The following is a 25,461-nucleotide window of genomic DNA, read 5'->3' on the forward strand; positions in this document are numbered from 1 at the left end:
GAGCTGGCCCTTTTTTTGTAGGAACACACGTCTTAGCCCAATACTTCCTCTTCCTTTAATGTGGCCATCGGCTGGAGAAAGCGGTGATCAAAAGCTCGCAGCGTGCCCCCCTCCCGTATCTTGTTCACCCAATCCGGATTGGCCAGTGCGCTGGTTCCGACGGCGATCAGATCGGCTGCTCCTGCTATAAGCATTTGTTCGGCCCTTTCAGGATCACCCAGTTTTCCGTTGGCGATCACGGGAAGGCCGCTGTATCGTTTGGCGAGCTCCGCAAGGGTCGGCCCCCCATCCGAGAAGGCGGGCATCCATGCCTTATACTCGGTCGTATGAAGGTAACTGGCGGAAGCTGCGGCCAACTCCCCGAAGATGATTTTTGCATCTTCTTCTCCATGAGCCCATTTGTGGTCAAAATCGTTCACCTTCCCTTGCGAAATGCGAACGCCGACCAAATAATCCGGGCCAACGGCGGAGCGGATGGCTCTAAGGACTTCTACTGCGAAGCGGATACGCCGGCTTGTCGCGCCGCCATAATCGTCCGTGCGCTGGTTTGTATAATCCGTAATAAACTGATCGAGCAGATAGCCGTTGGCGGCATGAATCTCCACACCGTCAAATCCGGCGTACTTAGCGCGGAGAGCGGCCTGCTTGAAGCCTTCGATCGTTCTTCGAATCTCTGCCAGCGTCATAGCCTTTGGAACAGCGAACTCACCGCTGCCCCCGTGATCCTCCAGCATCGTTCCAACAGGCTGCACCGCAGACGGTGCGATCGGAGTGAAAGCATGATGCTGGACTAACGCGCCTGCATGCATCAACTGGGCAATGATTTTCCCACCTTCCCGGTGCACGGCCTCAATGATCGGTATCCACGAATCGGCTTGTGCTATGCTGGCGATACCGGGCTGATGATGATAACTCCGGCTGAATTCCTCATCCGGGTACAATCCCTCCGTGATGATCAAGCCGAATCCCCCTTTTGCAAAACGGGAATAATAACGTGCCATACGATCGTTAGCCACTCCGTTCGGCTCCGCACTGGTGCGTGTCATCGGCGCCAGAACTGCCCGATTCGGAAGCGGTAGGGTACCTAGCCTATAACCGGTAAAAAGTTTCGGATATTGCTTCATATTTAAAAACCTCCCTTAATTTTTTTGATAGTGGGCCTTCTTTTACACCTGGTTGTTGACCTGAGATGATTGTATCCTGCCTGTTCAATACCGTAAAATGATTGCTATAGATGAGCTCATTAAAAAAATTGATGGGATTGAACCGGAGGTTTTGGGGGATGGAGCTAACCGACTTGAAAGTGTTTATGGCTATTGTGAAGGAAGGCAGCATTACCCGCGCAGCTGAGAAGCTGGGCTATGTACAGTCCAACCTCACTACAAGGGTGCGAAAGCTGGAATCGGAGTTGGGGGCGCAGCTGTTTCTTAGGACACCGAAGGGGGTCGTCCTCACCGAGAAAGGACTTGTTTTGTATCAATATGCCTCGGACATTCTCATGCTGGCCGAGGAGGCAGCCAAGGCTGTCAAGGAACCTGACTATCCTTGCGGTTCATTGTCGATCGGCGTGGTGGAGACGATAGCTTCAACCGCCCCATTTATTCAGGCGCTGTCCGAATTTCAGACCCAATACCCTGAGGTGAGCCTGTCTTTGGTGACTGCAACTTCGAAGGAAAATTACGAGAAAGTTCTGGATCGGCGCTTGGATGGCGCCTTCTTGACCGGAGAGTTTGAACTGTCCTCACTGCAGGTCGCCTTTGAAATACAGGAAGAAGTGGTGCTCCTAACGCCTGCAGGTCAAGGAACAGAAGCATTTGCTAAGACGGGGAATCCTGCATGGGTCGTGTTTCCGAAGGGCTGCCCACTGCGTGCTGCGAACGAAGATTGGCTCCATAGCCAAGAGGAACAATTTATGAATATGATCGAGGTCAGCACTTTGGAGACCATGCTAAATTGCGTTCGTGCGGGAATAGGCAGTGCGTTTCTGACCCGGATGGCGGTTACTTCGACTGCGGATGAAGATGGTGTTCGCATGTATCCGGTCCCCGAACAATACCAATTTGTGACCACGCGATTGGTGTCTCGGAAGGAGCAGTTCCAGAGCCAAGCGTTCCTTGCTTTCGCCGCATGTGTACAAAGGGCAGGACAGCGGTTTAACTTGGCAGGCTATACAAATGTTTAAGCGTAAAAGATACCTTCTGGATTGATTCCATACTAAAGCCTTCATACAGGAAGGCAGGATCAGGCAGCGCATAGGGAGGATGGACCTGGCTGTCTCCGGGCATGTTAAGGGAAAACAAGTGGGGAGATGAAGCTAGGATGTCCAGAAGAAACCGAAAATACGCGGTGCCAGGGGTTGCCAGGGACATGCAGACGTTTAAAGCAGAAGTCATGCGGCGCGAAGGGTATGACGTGGACCCGAACCGGCCGGATGACGTGAAGTACGAAGTGGCCAAAGACCTCGGCGTGCCGCTCAGTCCGGACGGCAATGGCGAGCTTACGACGGAATCGGTCGGCCATGTCGGGGGAAAAATCGGCGGCTCGATGGTCCGCGAGATGATCAGGCTTGCCCAGCAGCAGCTGGCGGAGAAGGACGGGCAGAAGTAGCGGCAATATGCTGTGGCATGGCGGCTTCTCTTTGTGAGCAAGGATTACGTTGGAGTCTCCGAGGCTTATACTCTTTAATATGTAATAAAGGCACCCCAATGTCCTAGCGGGTGCCTTTATTCTATCTCGCTATCGTTACAGTCGGTCGCTTACCGGTCCCTTGTTCAATGGCTGTACTGCTCACCCCAGCTGCACATCAAACGTCGTTTTCTCGTTCGGCACGCTCTTCACGGATATTTTCCCCTTATGCTGCTCGACGATCGATTTGGCGATCGCCAGGCCAAGGCCATATCCGCCGTGCTTGCGGGAGCGGGAGGCGTCGACGCGGTAGAACCGGTCGAAGATGTTGTCTAAATGCTCTGGGGCGATGCCCCCGCCCGTATTCGTTACCCGCAGCAGCAGATGGTTATGCTGCTTCTTCAGGCTCAGATGGATCGAGCCCCGTGGATTGGTATATTTGACGGCGTTGTCAAGCAGGATCATGACGACCTGCTTGATCTGCTCACTGCTGCCGGTCACAGTCAGACGCGGCTCGATATCGTAAATGAGGGACAGCTCCTTTTCGAAAATGACCGCTTCCATCGTAAGAATGACGCTTTCGACGGCTTCGCTGAGATCAAACGGCACGAAGATCATATGACCCCGCGCATCGTCCATCTGAGTCAGATACAGGAGATCGTTCGTGAGCGTCTTCATGCGCTCGGTCTCCGATTTAATATGCTGAAGCCATTTCGACTGCGACCGAATCGTTTCGTCGCTGTTGGCCAGCAGCACATCTGCGTTCGTGTTGATGACCGCAAGCGGCGTCTTCAGCTCATGCGAGGCGTCCGCGATAAACTGCTTCTGCTTGTCGAAGGCTTCGCGGACCGGTTCGATGGACCGGTTGGCGAAATATCGGCTCGTCAGATAGATGACCGCCAGCATGACCAGCGCCACGATGGAAAAGGTGTAGATCAGGTTGGTGATGATTTTCAGCTGTGCCGTCACGTCCAGGAATACGATGGAATAGCCGCTGGGAGTCTGCTGCACGCTGTAAGCCCAGCGCGTTCCCTCCAGCGAAAACTGGGCGTTGCGGACGGGCTTGGAAGCCGCCTCTTCCTTGGCCGTCTCATAGAACGTATTCTCCATATCAAACCTCGTGTTCTTGGACAGGAGATTCCAATCCCGGTCGGTCTTCAGCTCGAAGGATACCGACAGCTCCGGCGGGGGGATCTGCCCTTCCCGGGGGCGGCGTAGATCGGTATCTCCCGTGGCAGGCAGCTCTCCGCCGATGCTTGCGGAACCCTGGATCTGTGCGGCGCTGCCGCCCGTGCCGGACAGGCTGCCCGTTTTACTGCCGCTTCCGGTCTGCGCCAGCGAAGCCCCGCCCTGCCCGGAGCCTTTCCCCGGGCTTTGCTTTCCGGGCCCGCCGTCCTTGTGGTAAAACTCCGAGACACGCTCCAGTTCCATACCGATATCGCGACGCACGTTTTGATAGGTAATGATGTAAATCGTGGAAAAGGCGACCAGCATGATGATGGTGATGATGACCATGTTCATCAGCAGGAACCGGTTGCGCAGCTTCTTGAACATTAAGAAGTCGCCTCCAATACATAGCCGACGCCCCGGATCGTGCTGATCCGCACCGAGGCGTTCAGGAACGCCAGCTTTTTCCGCAGAAACGAAATATACACTTCCACGTTATTGTGCTCCGCATCGGAGTCAAAACCCCACAGCTTCTCAATCATCTGCTCCTTGGACGTCACCGCCGACTTTCGCAGCATCAGCAGTTCGAGCAGCTCGCACTCCTTCAAAATCAGCTTCAGCTCCTTGCCGTTGCAGCTCAGCTTGAGCGTGGACGTGTTCAGCTCGATATCGCCGAATTTCAGGCCATCCTCGGGGACAACCTCGCCTTTGCGGCGCAGCGCAGCCCGGATCCGGGCAAGCAGCTCGCCCGTCGAGAACGGCTTGGCGACATAATCGTCGGCCCCGCAGTCCAGCCCCGTAATCGTGTCCGAAATTTCGCCCTTGGCAGTGAGCATGATGACCGGCGTTGCGATGCCTTCGGCCCGGATCGTCTTCAGCAGCGTAATCCCGTCCATCCCCGGCAGCATGATATCGAGCAGCAGCAGATCATAGATTCCGCTGAGGGCGTTATCCAGTCCCGTCTGGCCGTCGTGGACGGCATCGACGGAGTAATGGTTTTTCTTCAAAATCTGGGTCAGTGCCTCGGCCAGGTTAACCTCGTCTTCCACTATTAATATCCGCATGATCGTAATCTCCTTCATACTTCGGGTGAAGCGTTATTGTCTCTCTATGATAAGAAGCGAACCTTTAATCAACCTTTAAAGCCTTGAACGGCAGCCTTTCGGGCTGCGGCGAGACAGACCTGAACCTCAGCTCCTTCGCTTGTCCCTTATTGTACAATGGTGCACTTGTTTTGTAATCGGCATGTAAACGGTATGTTATCGCAATGTTTAAGATTCGTTAAAGGTTAAGCCATTAAGCTACAAACATGAAGGGCGATGAGCCTGGGTGAATCTGCATAAACGAAAGGAGCGGCATGACGATGGCTATTGAAGTGTTTAACCGGTATGAGAACAAGTATCTGATGGACACCAAGGCTTTTTACAACATTTACAACGACCTGATGGCATATATGGAACCGGATGAAAACAACAAGGATAACAAGTTCTACACCATCAGCAACCTGTACTATGACACGGAGCATCATACGCTCATCCGTACAAGTTTGGCCAAGCCCAAATACCGGGAAAAGCTGCGGATCCGGTCGTACGGCGTGCCGGAGAGCGATGCCAAAGTATATCTGGAGCTGAAGAAGAAGGTGTTCGGCCTGGTGAACAAAAGAAGAACTTCGCTCAAGCTTCATGAGGCATACGAATTCGTCCGTACAGGGGTGCCGCCGGAGTTCCGGAAGGGCATGAACCGCCAGGTGGTCAGCGAAATCGAGTATTTTCTGAGCCGGTACGAGCTGAAACCGATGGTGTATCTGGCATACGACCGCATCGCCTTGTTCTGCAAGGGAAACAGGGATCTGCGGATTACCTTCGACACCAACATCCGCTCGCGGCGTTACGATCTTGCGTTAGAGGCCGGGGATTATGGGGATCAGCTGATGGAGCGGGGACAGTGGCTGATGGAGGTCAAGGCCGAGAAGACCGTTCCGGTCTGGCTGTCCAAAATGCTCTCCGAGCATCAGATGTACCGTACAAGCTTCTCCAAATACGGGAACGAGTATAAGAAATCGATACGCCATGCTAATGCACCAGTTGTGGAAAGGGAGAGAGTTGTTTTATGATCGATTCTATTTTGAATTCGTCCGCTGCGGACACGACCTTATCGTTATCTCATGCGCTTCTGACGCTGGCCATCGCCATCGTGCTGGGTGCCATTATCAGCTTTACTTACATGAAAACACAGCCTGCCTATTCGCCGAGCTTCACCTTAACGATGATGGTGCTGCCGGCGATTGTGGCCATCATTATTATGCTGATCGGCAGCAACATCGCCCGGGCATTCAGCCTGGCCGGCGCCTTCTCGATCATCCGGTTCCGGAGTGCGCCAGGAGATTCGAAGGACATCTCCTATGTTCTGTTCTCAATGGCAGCCGGGTTGTCCGCAGGCGTTGGCGCTTTTGGCTATGCGGTTCTGTTTACAGTGATCCTCTGCGCGCTGATGTACGTCTTGAAGTTGATCAAATTTGGTACCCGCAAAGACGCGATCAAAACGCTCAAGGTGACCATCCCGGAAAACCTTGGTTATGAGGAGGCATTTGAGGAGATTTTCCGTAAGCACAACGTTGAATATGAACTGAAAAAGGTCAAAACTACCGAGCTCGGCAGCCTCTATGAGGTGGTCTACACGGTGAAAATGGGGCCGCAGACGAACCAGAAGGAATTTCTGGACGCGATCCGGACTCGCAACGGCAATCTGGACATTACGCTGACGATGAACCCTGCGGTGCAGGAATATTAAACGAAACGAGGTTGATCCGATGAAACATTCCTATAAAACGAAATTTGCCGCGATTTTGATCCTGTCGGCCATGCTTGCCTCCGGATGCACGACCAATGCGGCGAGTAATACGACGACAGCGGCGGACGGCACGGCGACCGAGGCGACGGAAACGACGACGGTCAATGTGAGCGAAGCGAACGCGAAGCTGGCCAGCCTGAAAATCAAGGATCTGGTGGAGTATGACGCCGACGATACCACGGTAGATTGGTCAGCCGGCGACTCCACGGTCATCAAGCTGAACGGGACGGACGTGACCGTGATGGGCGCAGGCGCAAAGTCCAGCGGAGGCGATGTAACCATATCCTCGGCCGGAACGTATGTGATCAGCGGCAAGCTGCAAGGCGGCAGTATTGTGGTCGATGCAGGTGAAGACGACGTCGTGCGTTTGGTGCTGAACGGAGCGCAAATCGCGAGCTCGGACAGCCCGGCGATCCAGGTTAAGCAAGCCAGCAAAACGGTGCTGACGCTGCCGGAAGGTACGCAGAATACGCTGTCGGACGGCACGAAGTATGCAGATACGTCCGATGAAGCGCCGACGGCGGCCCTGTTCAGCCAGGACGATCTGACGATTAACGGCACCGGCCAGCTGACCGTGCAGGGGAATTACAAGGACGGCATCACCAGCAAGGACGATCTGAAAATCGTCAGCGGCACGCTGAGCGTCAACGCAGCCGACGACGGCATCATCGGCCGCGACCTGGCCGCTGTCAAAGCGGGCACGATCAACGTCAACGCCGGCGGGGACGGCTTCAAGACGACCTATGACGGGGACAAGGACAAAGGGTACCTGCTTATTGAGGGCGGCACGTTCCATGTTGAATCCGGAAGCGACGGCTTTCAGGCGGCGGCTTCTCTGCTGATCACCGGCGGTACCTATGATGTGGTAACCGGCGGCGGCAGCGCGAACGCCGAGCCGCATCAGGAAGAAATGCCGATGCAGCGCCCTGGTTTCGGCGGCCAGTCAGGAGCGGTCGGACAGGGAGGTGAGTCCGGGGCCCAAGGCACAGACAGCGGCGCGGCTGCGGATTCGGTGAACGGCACCTCGGCATCGGCTTCGGCATCGGATAAGGATTCCGCATCCCAAGTGAAAGATGACACCGCTGCGAGTACGAACAGCAGCAGTGGAACAGACGCGGATGCGGCGCAGACGGAGGATGAGGAAAGCGAGTCCACGAGCTCGAAAGGGCTCAAGTCAGAGGCAGGCATCGCTGTTTCGGACGGCACGTTCACAATCGACTCGGCGGACGATACGGTGCACAGCAATGGCAGCATCCTCGTTTCCGGCGGTCAGCTGGATCTCGTGACCGGCGATGACGGCATTCACGGCGACGTATCGATCGTCATTTCCGGTGGGAAAGTGAACATCAAGAACAGCTACGAAGGCATTGAGGCCGCGGATATCAGCATCGCCGGCGGCGAAGTGAACGTCGTCGCGAGCGATGACGGCGTGAATGCTTCTGACGGCAGCGGCAGCTCGGAAGGGCCGGGCGGCATGTTCGGCGGACAACCGCCGGCAGGCATGCCGGGACAGGCGCCGGATCAAGCGGCCGGCAGCCAAGGACAGACGGGCGATCAGGCGCAGTCCGGAACGTCTGCGCAAACGGGCAGCAGCTCGTCGTCCGGCACGGGCTCGGCGCAATCCGATGCACAGGCGAATGCGGGCAGCCAGGCGGCGCAAAGCGGGTCGGCTGACCAAAACGGCGCCCAGCAGCGTCCGGATGGCCAAGGGATGCCTGGCGGCCCTGGTGGAAGCACCGGCAACGCACAGCTGACGATCAGCGGCGGCTACCTGACGGTGAATGCGCAAGGCGACGGTTTGGATGCCAACGGCTCCATCACGATGACCGGAGGCACCGTGATCGTCAATGGTCCGACATCGGGCGGCAACGGCGCCCTTGATTATGACGGTACGTTCGAGCAGTCCGGCGGTCTGCTGGTTGCTGCGGGCAGCGCCGGTATGGCCCAAGCGCCATCCGAAAGCTCGTCGCAGCGCTCGGTGCTCATGACGTTCCCGAGCACGGTGAAGGCGGGCACGCTGGTGACGCTGGCCGACAGCGCAAGCACACCGGTCCTGAGCTTTACACCGGCTAAAGATATCCAGACCATCGTCATTTCCACGCCGGATCTGAAGTCCGGAGAGACCTACGCCTTCTACACGGGCGGCACCTCGACAGGCACGTTGAAGGACGGTTTGTACACGGGCGGCAAGCTGACTGGCGGTACGAAGGTCGTCAGCTTCAAGCTCGGTGACACGGTCACGTATGTGAACGAGTCCGGCGTAACCACTGGCGGCGGTGGATTTGGCGGCGGCTTCGGCGGAGGCCGGGGTCCGGGAGGCAGAGGAGGAGCGAACGGTAGCGGATCAGGCGCGAGCGGTCAAAGCGGCGCATCCGGTACCAGCGGCAACGGCAGCACGCCCGGCAGCTCCAGCGACAGCACGTCCGGCAGCGGAACAAGCAGTACCGGACAGTCCGGAACGTCGGGCTCCGGCAGCTCGGATACTGCTGATACAGGCACATCCTCGATCTAATGACCGGCACGAAGTAACGAGAATATGCGGTGATATGCACGGGCAACGAAGAGCCCCCATTTTTAATGGGGGTTCTTTTTGCCGTGGTGTGGCTGGATGCTGCCGAAGGGAGGTTGCTTTTTCCCCGAATGTTCGCTTTACTATATACGAAAAAAGTACAGAATATTATATATTATAGATTGATTTACGGAGGTCCTTGGGAATGGCGAAAACGATCGTGGAGAAGTTAAACCTGCAAAAATATAATAAGACGGCGGTACTGCATCAACCGGAAGGGGAGGATCTGCTGGCCGGTCTGGAGTCGTATGATACCGAGCTGAAGGACGGCGGTTACGATCTGATTTTCGCCTTTGTGCTCGATATGGAGTCTCTGCAAGGGCTTGTGCGGAAGGTGATTGACGGCAATCATCTGAACGAAGGGGGATATTTGTACGCAGCGTATCCGAAAAAGGGAAACAAGGTGTATTCCACCTATATTCACAGGGACGAGCTTCTGGAAGGGTTAGGCGCGGATGAGAATGGATTTATTGGGACAAGCAGCATCAAATTTGCTCGCATGGTCGGATTGAACGACGTGTTTACGGTCGTCGGCCTCAAAGCGGAGAAGCCAAGCCAAAAGCAGCCGTCCTCCAAACCGAGCCAATCCGTTGGCGATTATGAAGCCTTGATTCCGGAGGTGGAGAAGGATCTTCAGGATGCCCCGGAGGTGCTTGCCTTCTACCAGTCCCTCACGCCGGGATACCGCCGGGATTGGGCCCGGTACATTTACAGCGCGGTACAAGAGGAGACCCGGGAGAAGCGGCGCGAGGATATGAAAACAGCGCTGGCGGCGGGCTATAAAACGATGGACTTGTATCGGAGAAGATAGGAGGCGGGTTGCCATGAAGACGAAGCAGGGTTTGGACATGCTGGAGCGGGTGAGGGGCATCTGCCGTCCGCTGCCGGAGGTGGAGGAGATTGTTGACGGCTTTGGCCACAACGTCATGAAAGTCAGAGGCAAAACGTTTGTCATGATGGGGGAGAACGAGGGCGTTCCGGGCCTTTCGTTCAAATCGACCAAGGAAGAGCAGTTCCTGCTGCTGCAGCAGGGAAGCTACGTTAAAACGCCTTATATCGGACACCACGGCTGGGTTTCCGTGGATAAATCATCCGTCCCGAACTGGGACGAGCTGGCCGTACTGATCAAGGAGGCGTATCTGCTGGCGGCGCCCAAACGGTTGGTGAAGCAGGTCATCGAAGGCGCATAATTTTGGAGTTTAGCACAGAACTAGAAACATATTCCTTTCTCCGGACGTCTATAATCTAGGCGGCCCCTGGCAGATCGATTGAGCTAGGTTCGTCTGAGATGAGATAAAATTTCTGAGGGTAAGGAGAAGTTTCGATGTCGACAAAAATCAAGTTAACGAGTTTGCTGCTGTCTGCGGCTTTGGTATGCGGGGCGGTACCGGCTTTTGCCGCGGAGAAGGCGGCTCCCAAGCCTCTAAGCCAAACCTTCGACAAGATGGTCATCATTCCTTATGATTATCACGGAAAAGCTTTTATTAACGGGGAGAAGACTGACCTTTACGGTGATTATGACATCGTCCAGCGCAGCGGAAGGGTTCTGGTGCCGATCCGCCTGATGGGAACGCTGGCCTCGCAGTTCCGCTCCCAGGGTGAGTGGCAAACCATTTGGGAAGCGAAAAATCCGGATGACGTTACTTTTGTGAACTATGGGCTGAAGAAAACGATCAAGTTCAAAGTGAACAGCACCACAATGCTGGTGAATAACGAGTCCAAAAAAATGGACGTGGCTCCGCAGAAAATCGGTGGCCGGGTCGTTCTGCCCCTTAGAAGCGCAGCGGAGGCGCTGGGCAAAAATATCCAGTGGCTGGACGGTCTAATCGTGATGGGAGACGAAGTCGTTGACGAGAAGAGTGCCGAAACACTGGCTGTAAAAAACCGCATTTTAACCCAACTAAAGGACACCCGGAAGCCGGTGACGGATGAAAAGGTACTGACGCCGATCACTAAATACGGAGACGCGCTGTACTATTATAAGCAGATCTATCAAAGCAGCGGCACTTTAGAACGGTTATATCGGAAGGCTGACGGCAAAAAGGAAGTTCAGGTTAACATTCCGGGGGAGCCGGCACTGCACAGTGCTAAGGTCATCGGGCACGATCTGTATTTCGTATCGACGGTGAGCAACCAAGGGGTTCTGTATGCTTTGGACCTGACCAACAATAAAGTTCGGAAAGTGAGCTCGCTCGCAGATTGGAAGCCGTCGGACGGCTGGCTGCAGAATGTCTCGATGATTGACAATGAGCTGTACGTGAACCTTCATAGCGGCGATCTTACGATGGGATCGGAGACATTGTATCGAGTCCTCAATGGTGCCCTGAAAGAGGTAACAGGTGCCAAAAGCTTGATCGGGCCTGTCAAGTCGGGTGATTTCCTGTATCAAGCCGACTTTAACATTATGGGCAAAACGGTCGATAACTTAAGCCGGGTTAATCTCAAGACTGGGGAGAATAAGGCGATCGGCCAGGACGACTTCGTCTATGCCATCAACCGGAAGCAGCATGACGGGGGCGGGACCAGCTATAGCGTTAATGATGCCATTTACGTCAAAGGGGGCTTTGTGTACGTGCTTGGATACAAAGACAGCGATCCGAAGGATGAGGGCTCGGTGTACAAAGTCAACCCGTCTGACCAGACGCAGGTGAAGCTTACTCCTGCCGCCGGTCCGTTCTGGATGGTGGATAACCAGATTTATTATGTAGACGGTGCGACCGGTTATTTGGCCAAGACCGATGTGAACGGAGCAGAGCCAAAAACCGTGATCTCCAGAAAGGTGCTGAATGCCCAGCTGTTGAACGGCAGCTTGTACTACACCTCGAACGATGCCGGCAGTTCCTACGATCCGGGCGTGCTGTACCAATATAACTTTGCGACCGGCAAGGAAACCAAGCGCAGCGACAAGCCGTTGAGCTCGTACTACATCGGAAAAGACGCCATTTATTACCTGGCGAATGGCTATGATCCAGGTATATACAAGATTGATGCGAAGGGGAATACCCGCCTGGTATCCGACCGGATTCAAACGGCAAAGCTTACGGATGAAGGTTTGGTGTACACCTTGACCTACAAGGAAGGGGTTTATTCGGTAAAATAAACCGATTCCGTTGGTCTGCCCGGGTAAACGGGCAGGCCATTTTATTTTCCTGCAAAAGGAGTGACGACCATGTATGAGCTGAAAACGAAAGAAACCGATGACAGCGTCCTCGCGTTCATCGAACAGGTGGAGCATCCCGGGAAGAAGCAGGATGCGTACTGGCTGCTGGACATTTTTACGGAAACGACAGGGTATCCGGCGAAAATGTGGGGGCCGAGCATCATCGGCTTCGGTTCGTACCATTACAAGTATGCGTCAGGGCATGAAGGGGACGCGCCGCTCGTGGGCTTTTCACCCCGCAAAGCCAAGATCAGCCTCTATTTCGCGCCTGGAGAAGAACAGCGTGAAGCCCTCCTGAAGGACTTTGGCAAGCATACGTCAGGCAAAGGCTGCGTCTATATCAACAAGGTTGCGGATATTGATGCAGACGTGCTGAAGGCTCTGATCCGGCAGTCGGTAAAGCATTTACAAGAAACCTATCCGGCTGGGGAGTGACGGCAGGCTGCCGGGGTCACAGAGCCGTGTCGATAGGCGGTAAAACTCGTGCAGAAGGTGGCGAAAATTAGCGAATTTTGCTAAAATACTTCTTTCGTTTTGGCGGGACGCTCCTTTATACTTGCTCTATGAGTTTTGCTGCGCTGACAACAAGGAGTGAGCCCCATCGTCCTGCTACATGAATCATACAATTTATGGATCGTAATGCTCTCGTTCATCATCGCCGTATTTGCGTCCTATTCGGCTCTCAACTTAGCGGCCAAAATATCAAGGTCGCGGGGCAGGACGCAGAAATGGTGGCTGGTAGCCGGCTCCTGTGTCATGGGCAGCGGGGTATGGTCCATGCATTTCGTCGGTATGCTTGCCTTTCATTTGAACGTGCCTGTGAATTACGATATTCCGATTACGCTGTTATCAATGCTGTGCAGCATTGTGGCGTCATTTATTGCATTCCAAATGCTGCTGTCCAAAGGCGTGAACTGGGGTAAGTTTGCCTTGAGCGGGTTCTGCATGGGCAGCGGCATCGTGGCGATGCACTATACCGGGATGGCCGCGATGCGTCTTCCGGCCGAGATTACCTATGACCGGTCTTATTGGCTGCTCTCGGCAGCCATTGCGCTTGCGGCTTCTTACGTGGCGCTGCTGCTGTTCCTCCGCTTTCGCGATCATACCGAGGTCAGCTGGTGGAAGTGGGCTTCGGCTCTGGTCATGGGACTGGCCATTTGCGGCATGCATTTTACCGGCATGAAGGCGGCCGATTTCTGGTGCGGGAACCCGAATGCGGTGGTCTCTACCGATACCGGAGAGATGAACCTTTTGCTGCTGGCTGGTGTGACGATTACGACGTTTTTTATCCTGATGGTTTCGTGGGGAGCGATGTTTTTCGACCGTCACGTGTTGGAGAAAATGGCCTACAGCGACCCGTTAACCGGGCTGCCTAACCGGCATGACCTGAACCGGCTGCTTGGCGAGGGAGTCGATACCTCGAAGGAGACCGCCGTTTTGTTTATCGACCTGGATCGCTTTAAAACGATCAACGATACGCTGGGCCATGACATCGGCGATATGCTGGTTCAGGAGGTTGGAAGTCGTCTGAGCGGGTATCTGCAGCAAGGCCAAAAGGTGTTTCGCCTAGGCGGGGATGAATTTCTCGTGGTTGCGGAAAACTGCGGCCAGGCCTTGGCGGAGGAGCTTGCGTCCGGCATTTTGGAGGTCGTCACCCGACCGTTTGTCCTGCAGGGCAATGAGCTGTACATTACGGCCAGCATTGGCATTAGTCTGGCGCCCAAGCATGGAACGGACCGGGCGTCGCTGTTGAAAACATCAGATACGGCTATGTACAATGCCAAGAATGCCGGCAAGAACCGGTACTGCGTATATGATGACGACATGGATAAAAGGCTGCTGCGCCGGCTGGAGCTGGAAAAGGATATGCGCGGAGCGTCGGAACGCCAGGAATTCTATGTCGTGTATCAGCCGAAGTGGGATGCCCAGACGGATACTCCCGTCGGACTCGAGGCGCTCATGCGCTGGCCGCACCCCAAATTCGGCGTCGTCTCGCCGGACGAATTTATCCCGATCGCGGAAGAAACCGGACTGATCATCCCGATGACCCGGTGGATCCTGGAAGAGGCCTGCCGCCAAAACAAGGTGTGGCTCGACAAAGGCATGCCTTCGATGATCGTGTCGGTCAATGTGTCTGTGCGCTTGTTCGAAAGCCAGCATCTTCTGTACATGGTGGAACATGCACTTCGGACGACCGGGCTTCCGGCCCGGTACCTCGAGCTGGAGATCACCGAATCGACGATGCTGTACGATGTGCCCGATATGATCCGGCAGCTGAATGAGCTGCGCGAGATCGGGGTACGGATATCGATGGACGATTTCGGATCGGGGTATTCCTCGCTCGGATCCCTGGATCAAATTCCGATCGACACGATCAAGATCGATCAACTGTTTGTCCGGGAAAGCGATTCACCCTCCAAACGGGCGATCGTGGGCGCCATCATCGATATGGCGCTCAAGCTTCATCTGGAGCTGGTGGCTGAGGGCGTGGAAACGAGGGAGCAGATCGATTTTCTCCGCGCATCCGGATGCAACGTGATGCAGGGATATTTCTACGGCAAACCGATGAATATTGAACAGATGGACGAGTGGCTGCTGCAGAATGCGGGCAGGCCGAGCGGAGAAACATTGGTTTGAATAAAATAAAAAGGATGCCAGCTGCAGCCGGCATCCTTTTTATACGGGCTATTATATTTTTGGTGACCTGGAAGATTTTAAAATTTCAATAACTTAATCATCTTCGGGATGGTTATAGGTGAAATTCTCAACGTGGTTGATAGAATCGTTCCGCTGGTTTTGAACCAAGGATTTTAGCTCCCGGACCTCCCGGCGCAGATGCCGCAGCTCGGTACGCATATTGGATCTATCCACGGCCAGCCGGACCAGTAAAAAGAAAATTGCCGCAATAACTCCCCACATTACCAGGACGGCTACCACGCCGCCCATACCTATCATGCTAGCACCACTCATCATAGCATTTCATCTCCCTTCTCCATCGCTATCGGTTATCTGCTATATAAGCAGGGTGGAGTTCACACAGCTTATAAAGGAAGCTCGTTGACATCTATTTATAACAACGCCTTGGAAGCAGAAAAGTTAGAGAAGCACGGAGAAGCTCGCCGGCTATGGGCTTGGATTAACATGCTTGTCGATCAGATAGCACGAAAAACCCACTCGCAGACAGTCGCGACTGGGCCCTGAAAATGCTTTATGTTTAATTTCTGGCAATACCAGGCGGGGTATGCTTTCGTGATACCTGTACGCCGCTTCGCTGCCTGCTGAAACTCCTTACATATCCGCCAGCGTAGACCCCGTTTCCAGGAACGTTTTCATTCCCGAAAGGACGAACGGCAGGCCGTTCTCCAGCACGCCCGCGGTAGGGAGCGCCTGTTCGAAATCGTCATGGACGGCTGTAACGAGCGTGACGCCGGGTAATTCATCATGCTGTGCGATTTCCCACGTGACGCGGGAAGGCGCATCGTTCTCCGTGCCGGGCAGATTCACAAACTGCCAGCTCACGGCCAGCTTATGCGGGCGATCCAGTTCAAGGATGACCCCCTTGACCTTCTTTTCCCCCTCCGGGCCCAGCAGTTCAAAGGAAGAGCCGATTTCCCAGGAGGATTGAATGGCACAATTGAACCAAAACTTTGACGTTTTGGCCGGGTCGGTAATCGCCTGCCACACCTGCTCGGGACTCGATTTAATGGCGATCCGGTTGACATGCTTCGGTTTGGTTTCCATTTGCGTCTCACGCTCCAATTCGAATTGAAGTGATGTTAATCCTGCCGCCCAAGGTTCGGCGTATTTGCTGACCCATCGTTCGTATATTTGGCGGATGGGCACGGCGTTAAGGTAGTGCAGCTTCTCCCGGCCGACCTTCCTAGTCGTAATGAGTCCGGCTTCCTCCAGCAGGTTCAAATGCTTCATCACGCCAAACCGGGACATGTCGAGCGGGGCGCACAAGTCGTTCAGCGTCCGCCCGTCATGCGCCTGCAGCAGGTCCAGAAGGGTGCGGCGCGTGGGGTCGGCGAGGGCTTTAAATATTAGATTGTCCTCCAATCGTAACACCTCCTTTACCTCATGCATTGAAAAAGCGGAGCAATGCCCTTGACATGTTACCATATAGTAACGTATTATAATCTCATCAAGAGTGACAATATAGTCACATATTATCATACCCCAAATCGTTTGTCAGCCGGCAGGTGTTTAAGTGCTGATGCAGCGCCGGGGAATCCAGAGGAGGATGTAGGAGATGAAAATGACTTTGATTGCCGGAAGCAACGATGCGGGATCCGTAAGCACCAGGCTCCTTCGTTATTTGGAAAGCCAACTGGTCAGCAGCGGAATTACGGTTTCGTTCGTGGATATGAGGGAGCTTCAGTTGCCGCTGTATTCGCCGGAAGCAGGGCAAAATCCGGGGGCTGTGCGTCTGCAAAATGAGATCATTCATGCAGATGCGCTGATTTTGGCTACACCGGAATACCACGGATCTATCTCGGGTGCGCTGAAGAATGCCTTGGATTACTTGACGCCGGGACATGTGGAAGGCAAGCCGGTTCTTTCCGTAAGCTCGGCAGGCGGGCCGCTCGGCATCAGCTCGCTGACGCATCTGCAGACGATCGTCCGCAACCTGCATGGCGTCAATTGCCCGGAATGGATTTCCGTAGGGTACGGTTCGAACGAATTTGGCCCGGATGGCGCGCCTTTGGATGCAGGGGTGAGAGAACGGGTCACCACAGTTCTTGGACCATTTATAAAGATGACCCGGCTGCTTTCCGCTGAGACGGCAGGGGTGACCGGATAGACAGCATATTTTTTTGCACAATATGTGACCAAATGGTAACTCTATGATTTGCAACCATTAGACGAGTGCGCCGGAGTATTTTGAATATGACCAACAAAAAAGGAGACGGATCGTTATGAGTACAACGCGGCAGCAGCAGGTGAAAGCGGCAGTAAAATGGATCGAAGAGGCATGGAAGGCAGGGACGCTGAGCCAAACGGGGCAAGCATTTATCGGTCAGCTGGAAGAGGCATTTATGGACCGGCAATACGATGTGGATGATGTGATGGTCCAGGAAGAGAAGGTCATCGCAAGGGTGGTCATCACGGGCAAGCACACCGGGATATTCGCAGGAATTCCTGCGACGGGAAAAACGGTACGGATCACGCAGTTCCACGAATTCACGGTGAACGATGGGCGGATCGTTCATCGTTTTGGATGGTATGACACCGGTACGCTGCTCCCCCAGCTGCATGCTGGTGCCTGACATGACCTGTATGATACGGCAAATATAAATTAGAGGAGATGGATCCTATGACAACGATGGAGCAAAAAAATACCGAGGTGGTTGAGGCTTTTATTCAGGCGTTCTGGAACAGCAACGATCTGAGTGCAGCGGATACGTTTACGACTGAAGATTACCGGGAGCTCAGCTATCAATCGAAAGAAGGGTTGAAGCAGTTTGCCGCCAAAATCCTGAAGGCCTTCCCGGATAAGAAGTATACGGTAGAGGAAATCATCGCCGAGGACGACAAGGTTCTCGTTCGGATGACGGTCCGGGGCACCCATCAGGGCGTGTTCTTCGGCACCGCACCGACCGGACGCACGATGAATGTGACGCTGTACCGCCAGTACCGCCTTAGGGACGGCAAAATCGCGGAACATCGCGGCTGGATCGATATGGTGACGATGTGGAGCCAAATTCAAGCAGGATGAACCTAAACCGCTGGATTTGAGCGTTAGACACTGGTCTTTTCCTATGGCCAGAAAGCCTTGACCTAGAGCGCGCTCTAGGTCCTATACTGGGAACCATCTTACCCATAAAGAAAGGATGGTACCCATGATCACGAACGCGGTGCAAGGAAAAGTAGTTATTTTAACAGGAGCCTCCAGCGGTATCGGAGAAGCAACGGCCAGGGTCCTCGCTCGAAGCGGAGCCCAAATGGTGCTCGCAGCAAGGCGCGGAGAACGGCTCAAGCAGCTACAGTCGGCGATTGAGCAGGAAGGAGGTACGGCGGTCTACCAAGTGACGGATGTGAGCGTGCAGGCGCAGATGGAGGAGCTGGCCCGGCTCGCCCTTGACACATACGGACAAATCGACGTGCTGGTGAATAATGCAGGGATCATGCCGCTGTCATATCTGCACGAGAAGAGGATCGAAGAGTGGGACCGGATGATCGATGTAAACGTGAAGGGTGTGCTCTATGGGATCGGGGCCGTGCTGCCGTATATGCGGGAGCGCCGGCAGGGGCACGTCATCAACGTCTCGTCGGTGACCGGGCACATCGTCCGCAAAACGTGGGCGGTTTACTCAGGCACCAAATTCGCCGTTCGGGCAATAACCGAAGCACTGCGTCAAGAAGAAGCGCACAATAACATCCGCACGACGATTATTTGTCCGGGAGGCGTCGACACGGAGCTGGTGCACACGATTACGAACGAAGAAGTGAAGCGGGACATCGAAGCTTCTATGGACATCGCCTTAACCCCGGAGGCCATCGCTAACGCTATTGCCTACGCCATATCCCAGCCGCCGCAAACGGCCGTCAATGAAATCATTGTAAGGCCCACCAGGCAGGAATTATAATACGAATAACCATGGCTCACCTGTCGTCAGGTGGGCTTTCCGCTTAGGAGGGATTTGAAGGCATGAGTTACTCGATCGGGGAAGTGTCGGCCCAAACGGGTTTGTCGATCCATACGCTGCGGTATTATGAAAAAGAAGGCATCATGCCGGGCGTTCAGCGCAACGAAAGCGGCATCCGCCTGTACGAAGCGAAGGATATCGAAGCGTTGGAGTTCATCTGCTGCCTGCGGGAAACGGGGATGGGCATCGCTGACATTAAACAATTCGTCAACCACGCGACCACCATTCAGGAACGGCTGGAGCGGCTTCGGGAACAACGTCAGAACGTCCTGGAGCAAATGGCCCGGTTTAAGAAATACGAGGCTATGCTGAATCGCAAAATCGGCCTTTATGAAGACATGGCCCAAGGAGACTCCGATGAAAAACACCATGAATAACGTCCGGCTCGCCTTATATCACCGGGATCACGAGGCTGGACTTGAAGCTTTTACGCTGCCGGAGGAGCAGCATGAATTCACCGCACTGCCGTTTGAAGTCATACAGAACGCACTGGAGCGGGAGGAGCGGCATCCGATCGTCATTTTGGGGGATGAAGAGCCGGTCGGCTTTTTCATTCTGGATGCAGGGGAAGACCGAGGGCAGTACTCGGACAACCCCAATGCCCTGCTGCTGCGGGCTTTCTCCATCGATCACAGGCACCAGGGACAAGGGTACGCGACGCAGTCTCTGCTCGGCCTGAAGGCGTTTGTCAAACAGCATTTCCCGGCGGCCGATGAAGTGGTCCTTGCCGTTAATATGAGAAACACTGCCGCGCGTCATGTCTATCTCAAAGCGGGTTTCCGTGATGAGGGACGCACCCGGATCGGGCCGGCGGGTCCGCAGCACATTCTGGTACTCGGGATATCATAGCGAGAGTATAGAGAAAAAAGGAAGAAAGTACTTTGCGGCGCAGGTTGATCCATTGGCTTGCGCCGTATTTTTCTTGCGCGGCTGCAGCTGCTGGCTCTGGATTCCCTCCTCCATAAAATGACCTTTTCCTGGCGTCGCCTTCACCAAACTACCGGCAGACAAGACTAAAATTGCATACCACCCGATTATATGCTATGACTGAACTACAATCTTAAAGGAATATAGGTGTGGGATCAGATGAGAATAAAAGCCCTGTTTATAGCTCCATATGCAGCCATGGAAAACTTGATCGAGACGTGCCGTGCGGAAGAGAAGGATCTGGACATTCAGATCCGGGTCGGAAATCTTCAAGAAGGGGTTGCCATCGCCAAGCAGGCGGAGGCCGAAGGGGTCGACGTCATCATCAGCCGCGGCGGAACGGCCAAGCTGATCGGGGAGGCCGTCGATATTCCCGTCGTCGACGTGCATGTATCCGGCTATGACATGCTGCGGGTCTTGACGCTGGCGAACGATTTTCCACGGAAAAAGGCGATTGTCGGCTTTCCCGCCATCACCCTCGGCGCCAAGGCCATCATCGATTTGCTGGAAATTCCGATCGATATCTTCACGATTCATGACGAGGACGAGACGGATAGCCTGCTCAGAAAGCTCAAGGAGGAAGGCTACCAGCTGATTATGGGGGATGTGGTGACCTTCGAAACGGCGTCCCGGCTGGGGCTTGTGGGTATTCTGATCCAGTCCGGGCGCGAAGCGATTTTCGATGCCTTTCAGGAGGCGAAGACCGTCTCCCGCTGGATGATGAAGAACCGGCTGGAAATCGAAAGGCTCAAAGCTGTGCTGCAGGTCACGGCAGGGGATGTGATGGTTCTGTCGGAGAACGGGCAGGTCGTGTACGAGCAGTGGAAGCATTTCGATTCCCGTCCCGTTCCGCATGTCGGCTTGGATCATCACGCTTTCCGGGAGACGGCGGCGGTCCGGGAGACCAGTCATGCGAGCGATGCGGAAGGCAGGCCGCTGAAGATCGTCAAAACCCGGGTCACGGTGGAAAATGGGGCTTATTTGGTGTGCGAATTTTCGCGCGTCCATATGAATTCGCCGGCCGAAGCGGTTTTGCAGGTGAAGACGGGCACGCCGCCGCTGATCATTCATCAGAGCGAAGCGATGGACGCTTGTTTGTCGATGATCGACCGGTGCCTTTCTGCATCCCGGTTCGTCCTGATCGGGCAGAGGGGGGCCGGCAAGGAGTTGATCGCGCGTTATATTCATGATCGCAAGTTCAGCGGGGAAGGCCTGCTCGCCTCCGTCCAGGCTGCCGATATGCTGGCCCTGGAGCCCGACGAAGTCGACGCAGAGATCAAGACGCTGCATATCCACGCGCTCGATATGATGGATAGCAGCCTCAGGGCCGAGCTGTGGCGGAGAATGGACGCTTTTCAGGGAAGGGGAATCACCCTCATCTTCTCGATGGTTGAAGAGCAGCATTTATGGGGAGCCTATGAGGACGGAATCGTCCGGATCCATGTTCCTGCGCTGGCGGAACGAAAAGAGGATATCCGGGAGCTGGTCACCTCGTTTTTGCTGTATTTTAACCAAATGCAGGGCACCTCGGCCATTAAAATGACGGACAAAGGGCTGGCCCTGTTAATGGACTACAGCTGGCCGGGGAACGTATCGGAACTGCGGGCGCTGCTTCAGGAGGCGGTGCTTTTGGAGAAAGGGTACGTCATCGAGCACGCCTTGGTCGAACAGCTGCTGCAGCGAAAAGGCGAGGCTGCCGGAACGATCGGCGGAGAACTGCTGAACGGCACGCTGGAACAGATTGAGAAGGCGATCATTGAGAAGGTGCTGGAGCAGGAGGGCTTTAACCAGACCAAAGCGGCGAAGCGCCTGAACATCAACCGGTCGACATTATGGAGAAAGCTTAAGGACTGATATTGTATTCTTCATTGTTGTTTAAATATGCAACACTTTTGGTTAAATGAATTTTATTTAGCTAAAAAGTGTTGCATTATTTTTTGTAAACGTTTATCATAATCGATGTAATCGTTTTATGTAATCGCTTTTACAAAACGAACTGTTTAAATTTACAACACAGGAGATGACACAGCCATGAAAATAAAGGCAGCCATTGACAAAGTCCCCGGCGGGATGATGTTGATTCCATTGCTGATCGGCGCCCTGATTCGGACGTTCTTTCCGCAAATATTCGATATGCCGGAATTCAAGAGCTCGTTTACAGGCGGTCTATTGACAGGTACATCCGCGCTGCTTGCCGCCTTTTATATTTGCTTAGGATCGACGATTCGGTTTCAGGCAACCGGTTACATTTTGAAGAAGGGCGTCAGCCTTTGGGTAGGTAAAATCGGTACGACCTTCCTGATCGCCCTGCTGATCAAAGCGATTTTCCCGGATCAGAACAATCTGTTCCTGGGGCTGTCGGCTCTGGCCATCATCGCGGCATTCTCCGACACCAACGGCGGCCTGTACATGGCGCTAATGGGACAGCTCGGCAAGAAAAAGGAAGACGTCGCCGCGTATTCGATCATGTCGCTTGAATCCGGCCCGTTCTTTACGATGCTCATTCTCGGTGTCGCCGGCCTGGCCAGCTTCCCGATTATGGCGTTTGTCTTTGCCCTTCTGCCGCTTCTGCTCGGCATGATCCTCGGGAACCTCGACGAGAAGATGCGCGAGTTTCTGAGCAAGGGACAGGATGTCATCATCCCGCTTTTCTCGCTTGCGATCGGCGCCGGTATTAACCTGACCAACGTGGTCAAAGCCGGATTCTCCGGTGTCATTCTCGGGATTGGTGTTGTCGTGATCACAGGCGTCGTCCTGTTCCTGATCGACCGTCTGACTGGCGGCGACGGCGTGGCCGGGATTGCGGCATCGTCTACAGCGGGTAACGCTTCGGCAGTTCCGATGGCGGTTGCCGCGGTGTACTCCGGCTACAGCAGCATTGCTGCGGATGCAACGCTCCAGGTAACGGCATGCGTCATTGTGACGGCGATTCTGACCCCGCTTCTGACGACCTGGTTCGCAAGAAGGGCGCAGCGGCGGAGTTCACAGGCGTAAGTGGCATGGACAAGGAATCAAGTAAGGGAGTCGTTCAACATGCAGCATATGTACATTATCGCAGATGATTTGACGGGAGCTAACGATGCCGGCGTGCAGCTGTCCAAGATCGGGATCACGTCAACCGTGTATTTCGATTCCCAAGCTGCTCCGGCCAAGCCGAACGGGGATGTTGCCATTATCGATACGGACACCCGGGCGGCAGGTGAACAGGAAGCATACGACAACGTTTCTAAAGCAAGCACTTTGTTTTATCAGCAAGGGTATCATCAAGTATATAAAAAAATGGACTCGACCTTACGGGGGAACGTGGCTGCCGAGCTGGCAGCCGTCGTTTCCGTTCATCAGCCGGAAGTGGTCGTGATTGCCCCGGCGTATCCGAAGATGAACCGTCAAACCCTTGACGGTTATCAGCATGTCCACGGGCAGCGCGTCTCGGAGACCGAATTCGGTCGCGATCCCAAAACGCCGGTCAAGGACAGCTTCATCGCGAATCTGTTCCGGCCGTATGCGGGTCAGCAGAGCATCGTCGTGATAGATCTTGCGCAGCTGCACGGGCCGGCGGAACGGCTGATGCAGACGATCGAGGAACATACCGCACTGGGGCGGACCTGGTTTATATGCGACGCGGCGACGGATGAAGATCTGCAAGAGATTGCCGAGGTTTTTGCCCGGGCGGGTAAAAAGACGGTATGGGCCGGTTCGGCCGGCCTGATCGAGCACCTGCCGGAGGCGCTTCAGCTGGAGCGGACCGCTTACCGTCTGGAGGACCGGCTCCGGGTCGCCAAGACGCTGACCGTGTCCGCCAGCTTGTCGCAGGTGACCAAGCAGCAGCTGGAGAATGTGCGGTCGATGCCGGACACCTGCTTCGTGGAGCTGGACCCGGTGGAGCTGATCAAGCGCACGTACGCTCTGCCGGACGTCATGGCTTCCTTGGCCAAGGAAGCGGACAAGAAGCATTTTGTATTGTTTGTCGATTCGTCGGTCAACAATAGAGAAGCGACGAAGCGGCTGGAGGCCGAGCTCTCCATCGGAAAAACCGAAATCGGCGAGACGATTTCCAGAGAGCTCGGGGCGATCGCCCGGGAGGTCTTGGGCGTATACGAGGACATTAACGGCCTGGTTCTGACCGGCGGCGATACCGCCAAGGCGGTATGCAATCAGCTGAATATGAACCAGATGCAGCTCTGCACCGAAGTGGAGGCCGGGCTTCCGCTCGGGAAGCTGCGCGGCGGACCGGATACAAGAGAGTACTGGGCCGTAACGAAGGCCGGAGGATTCGGTAACGAGCGTTCTTTGATGAATGCGTTGATCTATATGAGTGGAGAGGATGAATGAAAATGAGCGAAACCAAAGCTGTCATTGGCATTACGATGGGGGACGGAGCCGGAGTTGGCCCTGAAATTATTCTGAAGAGCCTGCAGAACCAGGAGATTTACGACCTGTGCCATCCGCTGGTGATCGGGGATGCGAAAATTATGAATCGGGCCAAGGCTTATGTGAACAGCAGCCTGAACGTTGAAGCGGTGACTGAGGACCAGCTCAGCAGTCTGAACTATGAGCACGGCACCGTCTACTGCCTTGATCTGAATCTGCTTAGCCAGGACCTTCCGCTTGGACAGGTGTCGGCTGAAGCCGGCCACGCGGCGTTCGAATATTTAGCCAAAGCGATCGATTTGGCGAAGAAGCAGCAGATCGACGCGATCTGCACCGCTCCGCTGAACAAGGAAGCCCTGCATAAAGGCGGCCACAAATACCCGGGACATACGGAAATTTTGGCCGATCTGACGGGAACAAGCGAATTTTCCATGATGCTTTCCGCGCCGAACCTCAAAGTCATTCACGTCACGACTCACGTCGGCTTGATTGATGCGGTGAAAATGATCAATCCGGAGCGCGTATACCGCGTTATCCAATTGGCGCATGAGACGCTGACGAAGTCCGGCATCGCGCAGCCGCGTATCGCCGTCTGCGGCATCAACCCGCATGCGGGCGAGAACGGCCTGTTCGGCTATGGCGAGGAAGAGGAGAAGGTCGTGCCCGCCGTGCAGCGCGCCCAGGACGAGGGCATCAACGTGGTCGGACCTCTGCCTGCGGACACGCTGTTCTTCCGCACCGTCCGCGGCGACTTCGATATCGTCGTTGCCATGTATCATGACCAAGGCCACGGACCGGTCAAGGTGCTCGGCCTCGACGCAGGCGTGAACATCACCGTCGGCCTGCCGATTATCCGCACAAGCGTAGACCACGGCACCGCCTTTGACATTGCGGGCAAAGGGATCGTGGAAGAGAAGAGCATGATGGAAGCGATCCGCCAGGCGGTTGAGCTGGCACCGAAGAAACCATAAATCGCGATATTAGAAGTAGATGGCTCCTTGGATGGGGGCCATCTTTTTTATTTCCCCTCCTTTATCGTTCAGAAAATATTCGGAAACAACTCAGCGGCTTTTCATTCAAATGCTATACTGTTGTAATGGGAACCCCCGGGACTTATGCCTTAACCATGATAGGGGCGGCTG

Annotated in this window: 25 protein-coding genes; 20 read left to right on the top strand and 5 right to left on the bottom strand. The window is 54.8% G+C overall.

The window, feature by feature from the left end; translation table 11 throughout:
- Positions 1-32: 32 nt before the first annotated feature.
- Positions 33-1,124, bottom strand: coding sequence for an oxidoreductase (locus tag GCU45_RS17490; protein WP_152399779.1), 1,092 nt, complete (start codon positions 1,122-1,124; stop codon positions 33-35).
- 158 nt (positions 1,125-1,282) lie between these two features.
- Between GCU45_RS17490 and GCU45_RS17495 the strand changes: the two genes are divergently transcribed.
- Positions 1,283-2,182, top strand: a complete 900-nt coding sequence (locus GCU45_RS17495; protein WP_152399780.1) for a LysR family transcriptional regulator — start codon at positions 1,283-1,285, stop codon at positions 2,180-2,182.
- 137 nt (positions 2,183-2,319) lie between these two features.
- Positions 2,320-2,607 carry an alpha/beta-type small acid-soluble spore protein gene (locus GCU45_RS17500; protein WP_076172276.1) on the top strand — a complete coding sequence of 96 codons (288 nt, stop codon included), beginning with the start codon at positions 2,320-2,322 and terminating at the stop codon, positions 2,605-2,607.
- Between the two features lie 180 nt (positions 2,608-2,787).
- Here the strand turns inward: GCU45_RS17500 and GCU45_RS17505 are convergent, their stop codons facing one another.
- Together GCU45_RS17505 and GCU45_RS17510 are read right to left on the bottom strand one after the other, a co-directional pair.
- On the bottom strand, positions 2,788-4,179 hold the full coding sequence (locus tag GCU45_RS17505) for a sensor histidine kinase (protein ID WP_152399781.1): 1,392 nt from the start codon (positions 4,177-4,179) through the stop codon (positions 2,788-2,790).
- A complete protein-coding gene (locus GCU45_RS17510) occupies positions 4,179-4,856 on the bottom strand; it encodes a response regulator transcription factor (RefSeq protein ID WP_076172272.1) in 678 nt (225 codons plus the stop codon). The genes GCU45_RS17505 and GCU45_RS17510 overlap by 1 nt, the downstream gene beginning before the upstream one ends.
- Before the next feature lie 299 nt (positions 4,857-5,155).
- Between GCU45_RS17510 and GCU45_RS17515 the strand changes: the two genes are divergently transcribed.
- The 8 genes from GCU45_RS17515 (at position 5,156) to GCU45_RS17550 (ending at position 15,008) form a co-directional block, all read left to right on the top strand.
- Positions 5,156-5,905 (top strand): polyphosphate polymerase domain-containing protein, encoded by a 750-nt coding sequence (locus GCU45_RS17515; protein WP_116233271.1) that lies wholly within the window; start codon positions 5,156-5,158, stop codon positions 5,903-5,905.
- The gene (locus GCU45_RS17520; RefSeq protein ID WP_152399782.1) at positions 5,902-6,582 is read left to right on the top strand and encodes a DUF4956 domain-containing protein; all 681 of its coding nucleotides are present in this window, start codon (positions 5,902-5,904) and stop codon (positions 6,580-6,582) included. The genes GCU45_RS17515 and GCU45_RS17520 overlap by 4 nt, the downstream gene beginning before the upstream one ends.
- 19 nt (positions 6,583-6,601) lie before the next feature.
- Entirely contained in the window at positions 6,602-9,154 is a 2,553-nt protein-coding gene (locus GCU45_RS17525) for a carbohydrate-binding domain-containing protein (RefSeq protein WP_208837056.1), read from the top strand.
- A 202-nt stretch (positions 9,155-9,356) separates the two neighbouring features.
- Entirely contained in the window at positions 9,357-10,022 is a 666-nt protein-coding gene (locus GCU45_RS17530; protein WP_152399783.1) for a YdeI/OmpD-associated family protein, read from the top strand.
- 13 nt (positions 10,023-10,035) lie between these two features.
- Complete coding sequence (locus GCU45_RS17535; RefSeq protein WP_152399784.1) at positions 10,036-10,401, top strand: MmcQ/YjbR family DNA-binding protein; 366 nt, start codon at positions 10,036-10,038, stop codon at positions 10,399-10,401.
- Positions 10,402-10,535: 134 nt separating this feature from the next.
- Positions 10,536-12,311, top strand: a complete 1,776-nt coding sequence (locus GCU45_RS17540; protein WP_152399785.1) for a stalk domain-containing protein — start codon at positions 10,536-10,538, stop codon at positions 12,309-12,311.
- A gap of 69 nt (positions 12,312-12,380) precedes the next feature.
- Positions 12,381-12,806, top strand: coding sequence for a DUF1801 domain-containing protein (locus tag GCU45_RS17545; protein ID WP_152399786.1), 426 nt, complete (start codon positions 12,381-12,383; stop codon positions 12,804-12,806).
- A 156-nt stretch (positions 12,807-12,962) separates the two neighbouring features.
- Positions 12,963-15,008 (top strand): bifunctional diguanylate cyclase/phosphodiesterase, encoded by a 2,046-nt coding sequence (locus tag GCU45_RS17550; protein ID WP_425281198.1) that lies wholly within the window; start codon positions 12,963-12,965, stop codon positions 15,006-15,008.
- A 93-nt stretch (positions 15,009-15,101) separates the two neighbouring features.
- Here the strand turns inward: GCU45_RS17550 and GCU45_RS17555 are convergent, their stop codons facing one another.
- Both GCU45_RS17555 and GCU45_RS17560 read right to left on the bottom strand, forming a co-directional pair.
- Entirely contained in the window at positions 15,102-15,344 is a 243-nt protein-coding gene (locus GCU45_RS17555; protein WP_152399787.1) for a hypothetical protein, read from the bottom strand.
- A gap of 315 nt (positions 15,345-15,659) precedes the next feature.
- Positions 15,660-16,430: an ArsR/SmtB family transcription factor gene (locus GCU45_RS17560; protein WP_244364125.1), complete on the bottom strand. Its 771-nt coding sequence runs from the start codon at positions 16,428-16,430 to the stop codon at positions 15,660-15,662.
- A 193-nt stretch (positions 16,431-16,623) separates the two neighbouring features.
- On the opposite strand from GCU45_RS17560, the gene GCU45_RS17565 reads away from it, so the two are divergent.
- The 10 genes from GCU45_RS17565 (at position 16,624) to pdxA (ending at position 25,290) form a co-directional block, all read left to right on the top strand.
- Entirely contained in the window at positions 16,624-17,175 is a 552-nt protein-coding gene (locus GCU45_RS17565) for an NADPH-dependent FMN reductase (RefSeq protein WP_152399789.1), read from the top strand.
- 115 nt (positions 17,176-17,290) lie between these two features.
- Entirely contained in the window at positions 17,291-17,641 is a 351-nt protein-coding gene (locus GCU45_RS17570) for an ester cyclase (RefSeq protein ID WP_152399790.1), read from the top strand.
- 47 nt (positions 17,642-17,688) lie between these two features.
- A complete protein-coding gene (locus tag GCU45_RS17575; protein WP_152399791.1) occupies positions 17,689-18,090 on the top strand; it encodes an ester cyclase in 402 nt (133 codons plus the stop codon).
- Positions 18,091-18,214: 124 nt separating this feature from the next.
- A complete protein-coding gene (locus GCU45_RS17580) occupies positions 18,215-18,961 on the top strand; it encodes an SDR family oxidoreductase (RefSeq protein WP_152399792.1) in 747 nt (248 codons plus the stop codon).
- A gap of 62 nt (positions 18,962-19,023) precedes the next feature.
- On the top strand, positions 19,024-19,398 hold the full coding sequence (locus GCU45_RS17585) for a MerR family transcriptional regulator (protein ID WP_152399793.1): 375 nt from the start codon (positions 19,024-19,026) through the stop codon (positions 19,396-19,398).
- The gene (locus GCU45_RS17590; RefSeq protein WP_244364127.1) at positions 19,379-19,870 is read left to right on the top strand and encodes a GNAT family N-acetyltransferase; all 492 of its coding nucleotides are present in this window, start codon (positions 19,379-19,381) and stop codon (positions 19,868-19,870) included. Before GCU45_RS17585 ends, GCU45_RS17590 begins: the two co-directional genes overlap by 20 nt.
- 237 nt (positions 19,871-20,107) lie before the next feature.
- On the top strand, positions 20,108-21,802 hold the full coding sequence (locus GCU45_RS17595) for a sigma-54-dependent transcriptional regulator (RefSeq protein WP_152399794.1): 1,695 nt from the start codon (positions 20,108-20,110) through the stop codon (positions 21,800-21,802).
- Positions 21,803-21,979: 177 nt separating this feature from the next.
- On the top strand, positions 21,980-22,942 hold the full coding sequence (locus tag GCU45_RS17600; protein WP_152399795.1) for a 2-keto-3-deoxygluconate permease: 963 nt from the start codon (positions 21,980-21,982) through the stop codon (positions 22,940-22,942).
- Between the two features lie 39 nt (positions 22,943-22,981).
- Positions 22,982-24,280, top strand: coding sequence for a four-carbon acid sugar kinase family protein (locus GCU45_RS17605; protein WP_152399796.1), 1,299 nt, complete (start codon positions 22,982-22,984; stop codon positions 24,278-24,280).
- 2 nt (positions 24,281-24,282) lie between these two features.
- Positions 24,283-25,290 carry a 4-hydroxythreonine-4-phosphate dehydrogenase PdxA gene (pdxA, locus tag GCU45_RS17610; protein WP_152399797.1) on the top strand — a complete coding sequence of 336 codons (1,008 nt, stop codon included), beginning with the start codon at positions 24,283-24,285 and terminating at the stop codon, positions 25,288-25,290.
- Positions 25,291-25,461 lie beyond the last annotated feature (171 nt).

This window comes from Paenibacillus cellulositrophicus, from assembly GCF_009363095.1.
In the GTDB taxonomy this organism is placed as follows: Bacteria; Bacillota; Bacilli; order Paenibacillales; family Paenibacillaceae; genus Paenibacillus_AQ; species Paenibacillus_AQ favisporus.

What these genes read in the sequence shown, in the direction of transcription:
- GCU45_RS17490 (WP_152399779.1), bottom strand. Translation starts at nt 1,124, where the DNA reads ATGAAGCAATATCCGAAACTTTTTACCGGTTATAGGCTAGGTACCCTA.
- GCU45_RS17495 (WP_152399780.1), top strand. Translation starts at nt 1,283, where the DNA reads ATGGAGCTAACCGACTTGAAAGTGTTTATGGCTATTGTGAAGGAAGGC.
- GCU45_RS17500 (WP_076172276.1), top strand. Translation starts at nt 2,320, where the DNA reads ATGTCCAGAAGAAACCGAAAATACGCGGTGCCAGGGGTTGCCAGGGAC.
- GCU45_RS17505 (WP_152399781.1), bottom strand. Translation starts at nt 4,179, where the DNA reads ATGTTCAAGAAGCTGCGCAACCGGTTCCTGCTGATGAACATGGTCATC.
- GCU45_RS17510 (WP_076172272.1), bottom strand. Translation starts at nt 4,856, where the DNA reads ATGCGGATATTAATAGTGGAAGACGAGGTTAACCTGGCCGAGGCACTG.
- GCU45_RS17515 (WP_116233271.1), top strand. Translation starts at nt 5,156, where the DNA reads ATGGCTATTGAAGTGTTTAACCGGTATGAGAACAAGTATCTGATGGAC.
- GCU45_RS17520 (WP_152399782.1), top strand. Translation starts at nt 5,902, where the DNA reads ATGATCGATTCTATTTTGAATTCGTCCGCTGCGGACACGACCTTATCG.
- GCU45_RS17525 (WP_208837056.1), top strand. Translation starts at nt 6,602, where the DNA reads ATGAAACATTCCTATAAAACGAAATTTGCCGCGATTTTGATCCTGTCG.
- GCU45_RS17530 (WP_152399783.1), top strand. Translation starts at nt 9,357, where the DNA reads ATGGCGAAAACGATCGTGGAGAAGTTAAACCTGCAAAAATATAATAAG.
- GCU45_RS17535 (WP_152399784.1), top strand. Translation starts at nt 10,036, where the DNA reads ATGAAGACGAAGCAGGGTTTGGACATGCTGGAGCGGGTGAGGGGCATC.
- GCU45_RS17540 (WP_152399785.1), top strand. Translation starts at nt 10,536, where the DNA reads ATGTCGACAAAAATCAAGTTAACGAGTTTGCTGCTGTCTGCGGCTTTG.
- GCU45_RS17545 (WP_152399786.1), top strand. Translation starts at nt 12,381, where the DNA reads ATGTATGAGCTGAAAACGAAAGAAACCGATGACAGCGTCCTCGCGTTC.
- GCU45_RS17555 (WP_152399787.1), bottom strand. Translation starts at nt 15,344, where the DNA reads ATGATGAGTGGTGCTAGCATGATAGGTATGGGCGGCGTGGTAGCCGTC.
- GCU45_RS17565 (WP_152399789.1), top strand. Translation starts at nt 16,624, where the DNA reads ATGAAAATGACTTTGATTGCCGGAAGCAACGATGCGGGATCCGTAAGC.
- GCU45_RS17570 (WP_152399790.1), top strand. Translation starts at nt 17,291, where the DNA reads ATGAGTACAACGCGGCAGCAGCAGGTGAAAGCGGCAGTAAAATGGATC.
- GCU45_RS17575 (WP_152399791.1), top strand. Translation starts at nt 17,689, where the DNA reads ATGACAACGATGGAGCAAAAAAATACCGAGGTGGTTGAGGCTTTTATT.
- GCU45_RS17580 (WP_152399792.1), top strand. Translation starts at nt 18,215, where the DNA reads ATGATCACGAACGCGGTGCAAGGAAAAGTAGTTATTTTAACAGGAGCC.
- GCU45_RS17585 (WP_152399793.1), top strand. Translation starts at nt 19,024, where the DNA reads ATGAGTTACTCGATCGGGGAAGTGTCGGCCCAAACGGGTTTGTCGATC.
- GCU45_RS17590 (WP_244364127.1), top strand. Translation starts at nt 19,379, where the DNA reads ATGAAAAACACCATGAATAACGTCCGGCTCGCCTTATATCACCGGGAT.
- GCU45_RS17595 (WP_152399794.1), top strand. Translation starts at nt 20,108, where the DNA reads ATGAGAATAAAAGCCCTGTTTATAGCTCCATATGCAGCCATGGAAAAC.
- GCU45_RS17600 (WP_152399795.1), top strand. Translation starts at nt 21,980, where the DNA reads ATGAAAATAAAGGCAGCCATTGACAAAGTCCCCGGCGGGATGATGTTG.
- GCU45_RS17605 (WP_152399796.1), top strand. Translation starts at nt 22,982, where the DNA reads ATGCAGCATATGTACATTATCGCAGATGATTTGACGGGAGCTAACGAT.
- pdxA (WP_152399797.1), top strand. Translation starts at nt 24,283, where the DNA reads ATGAGCGAAACCAAAGCTGTCATTGGCATTACGATGGGGGACGGAGCC.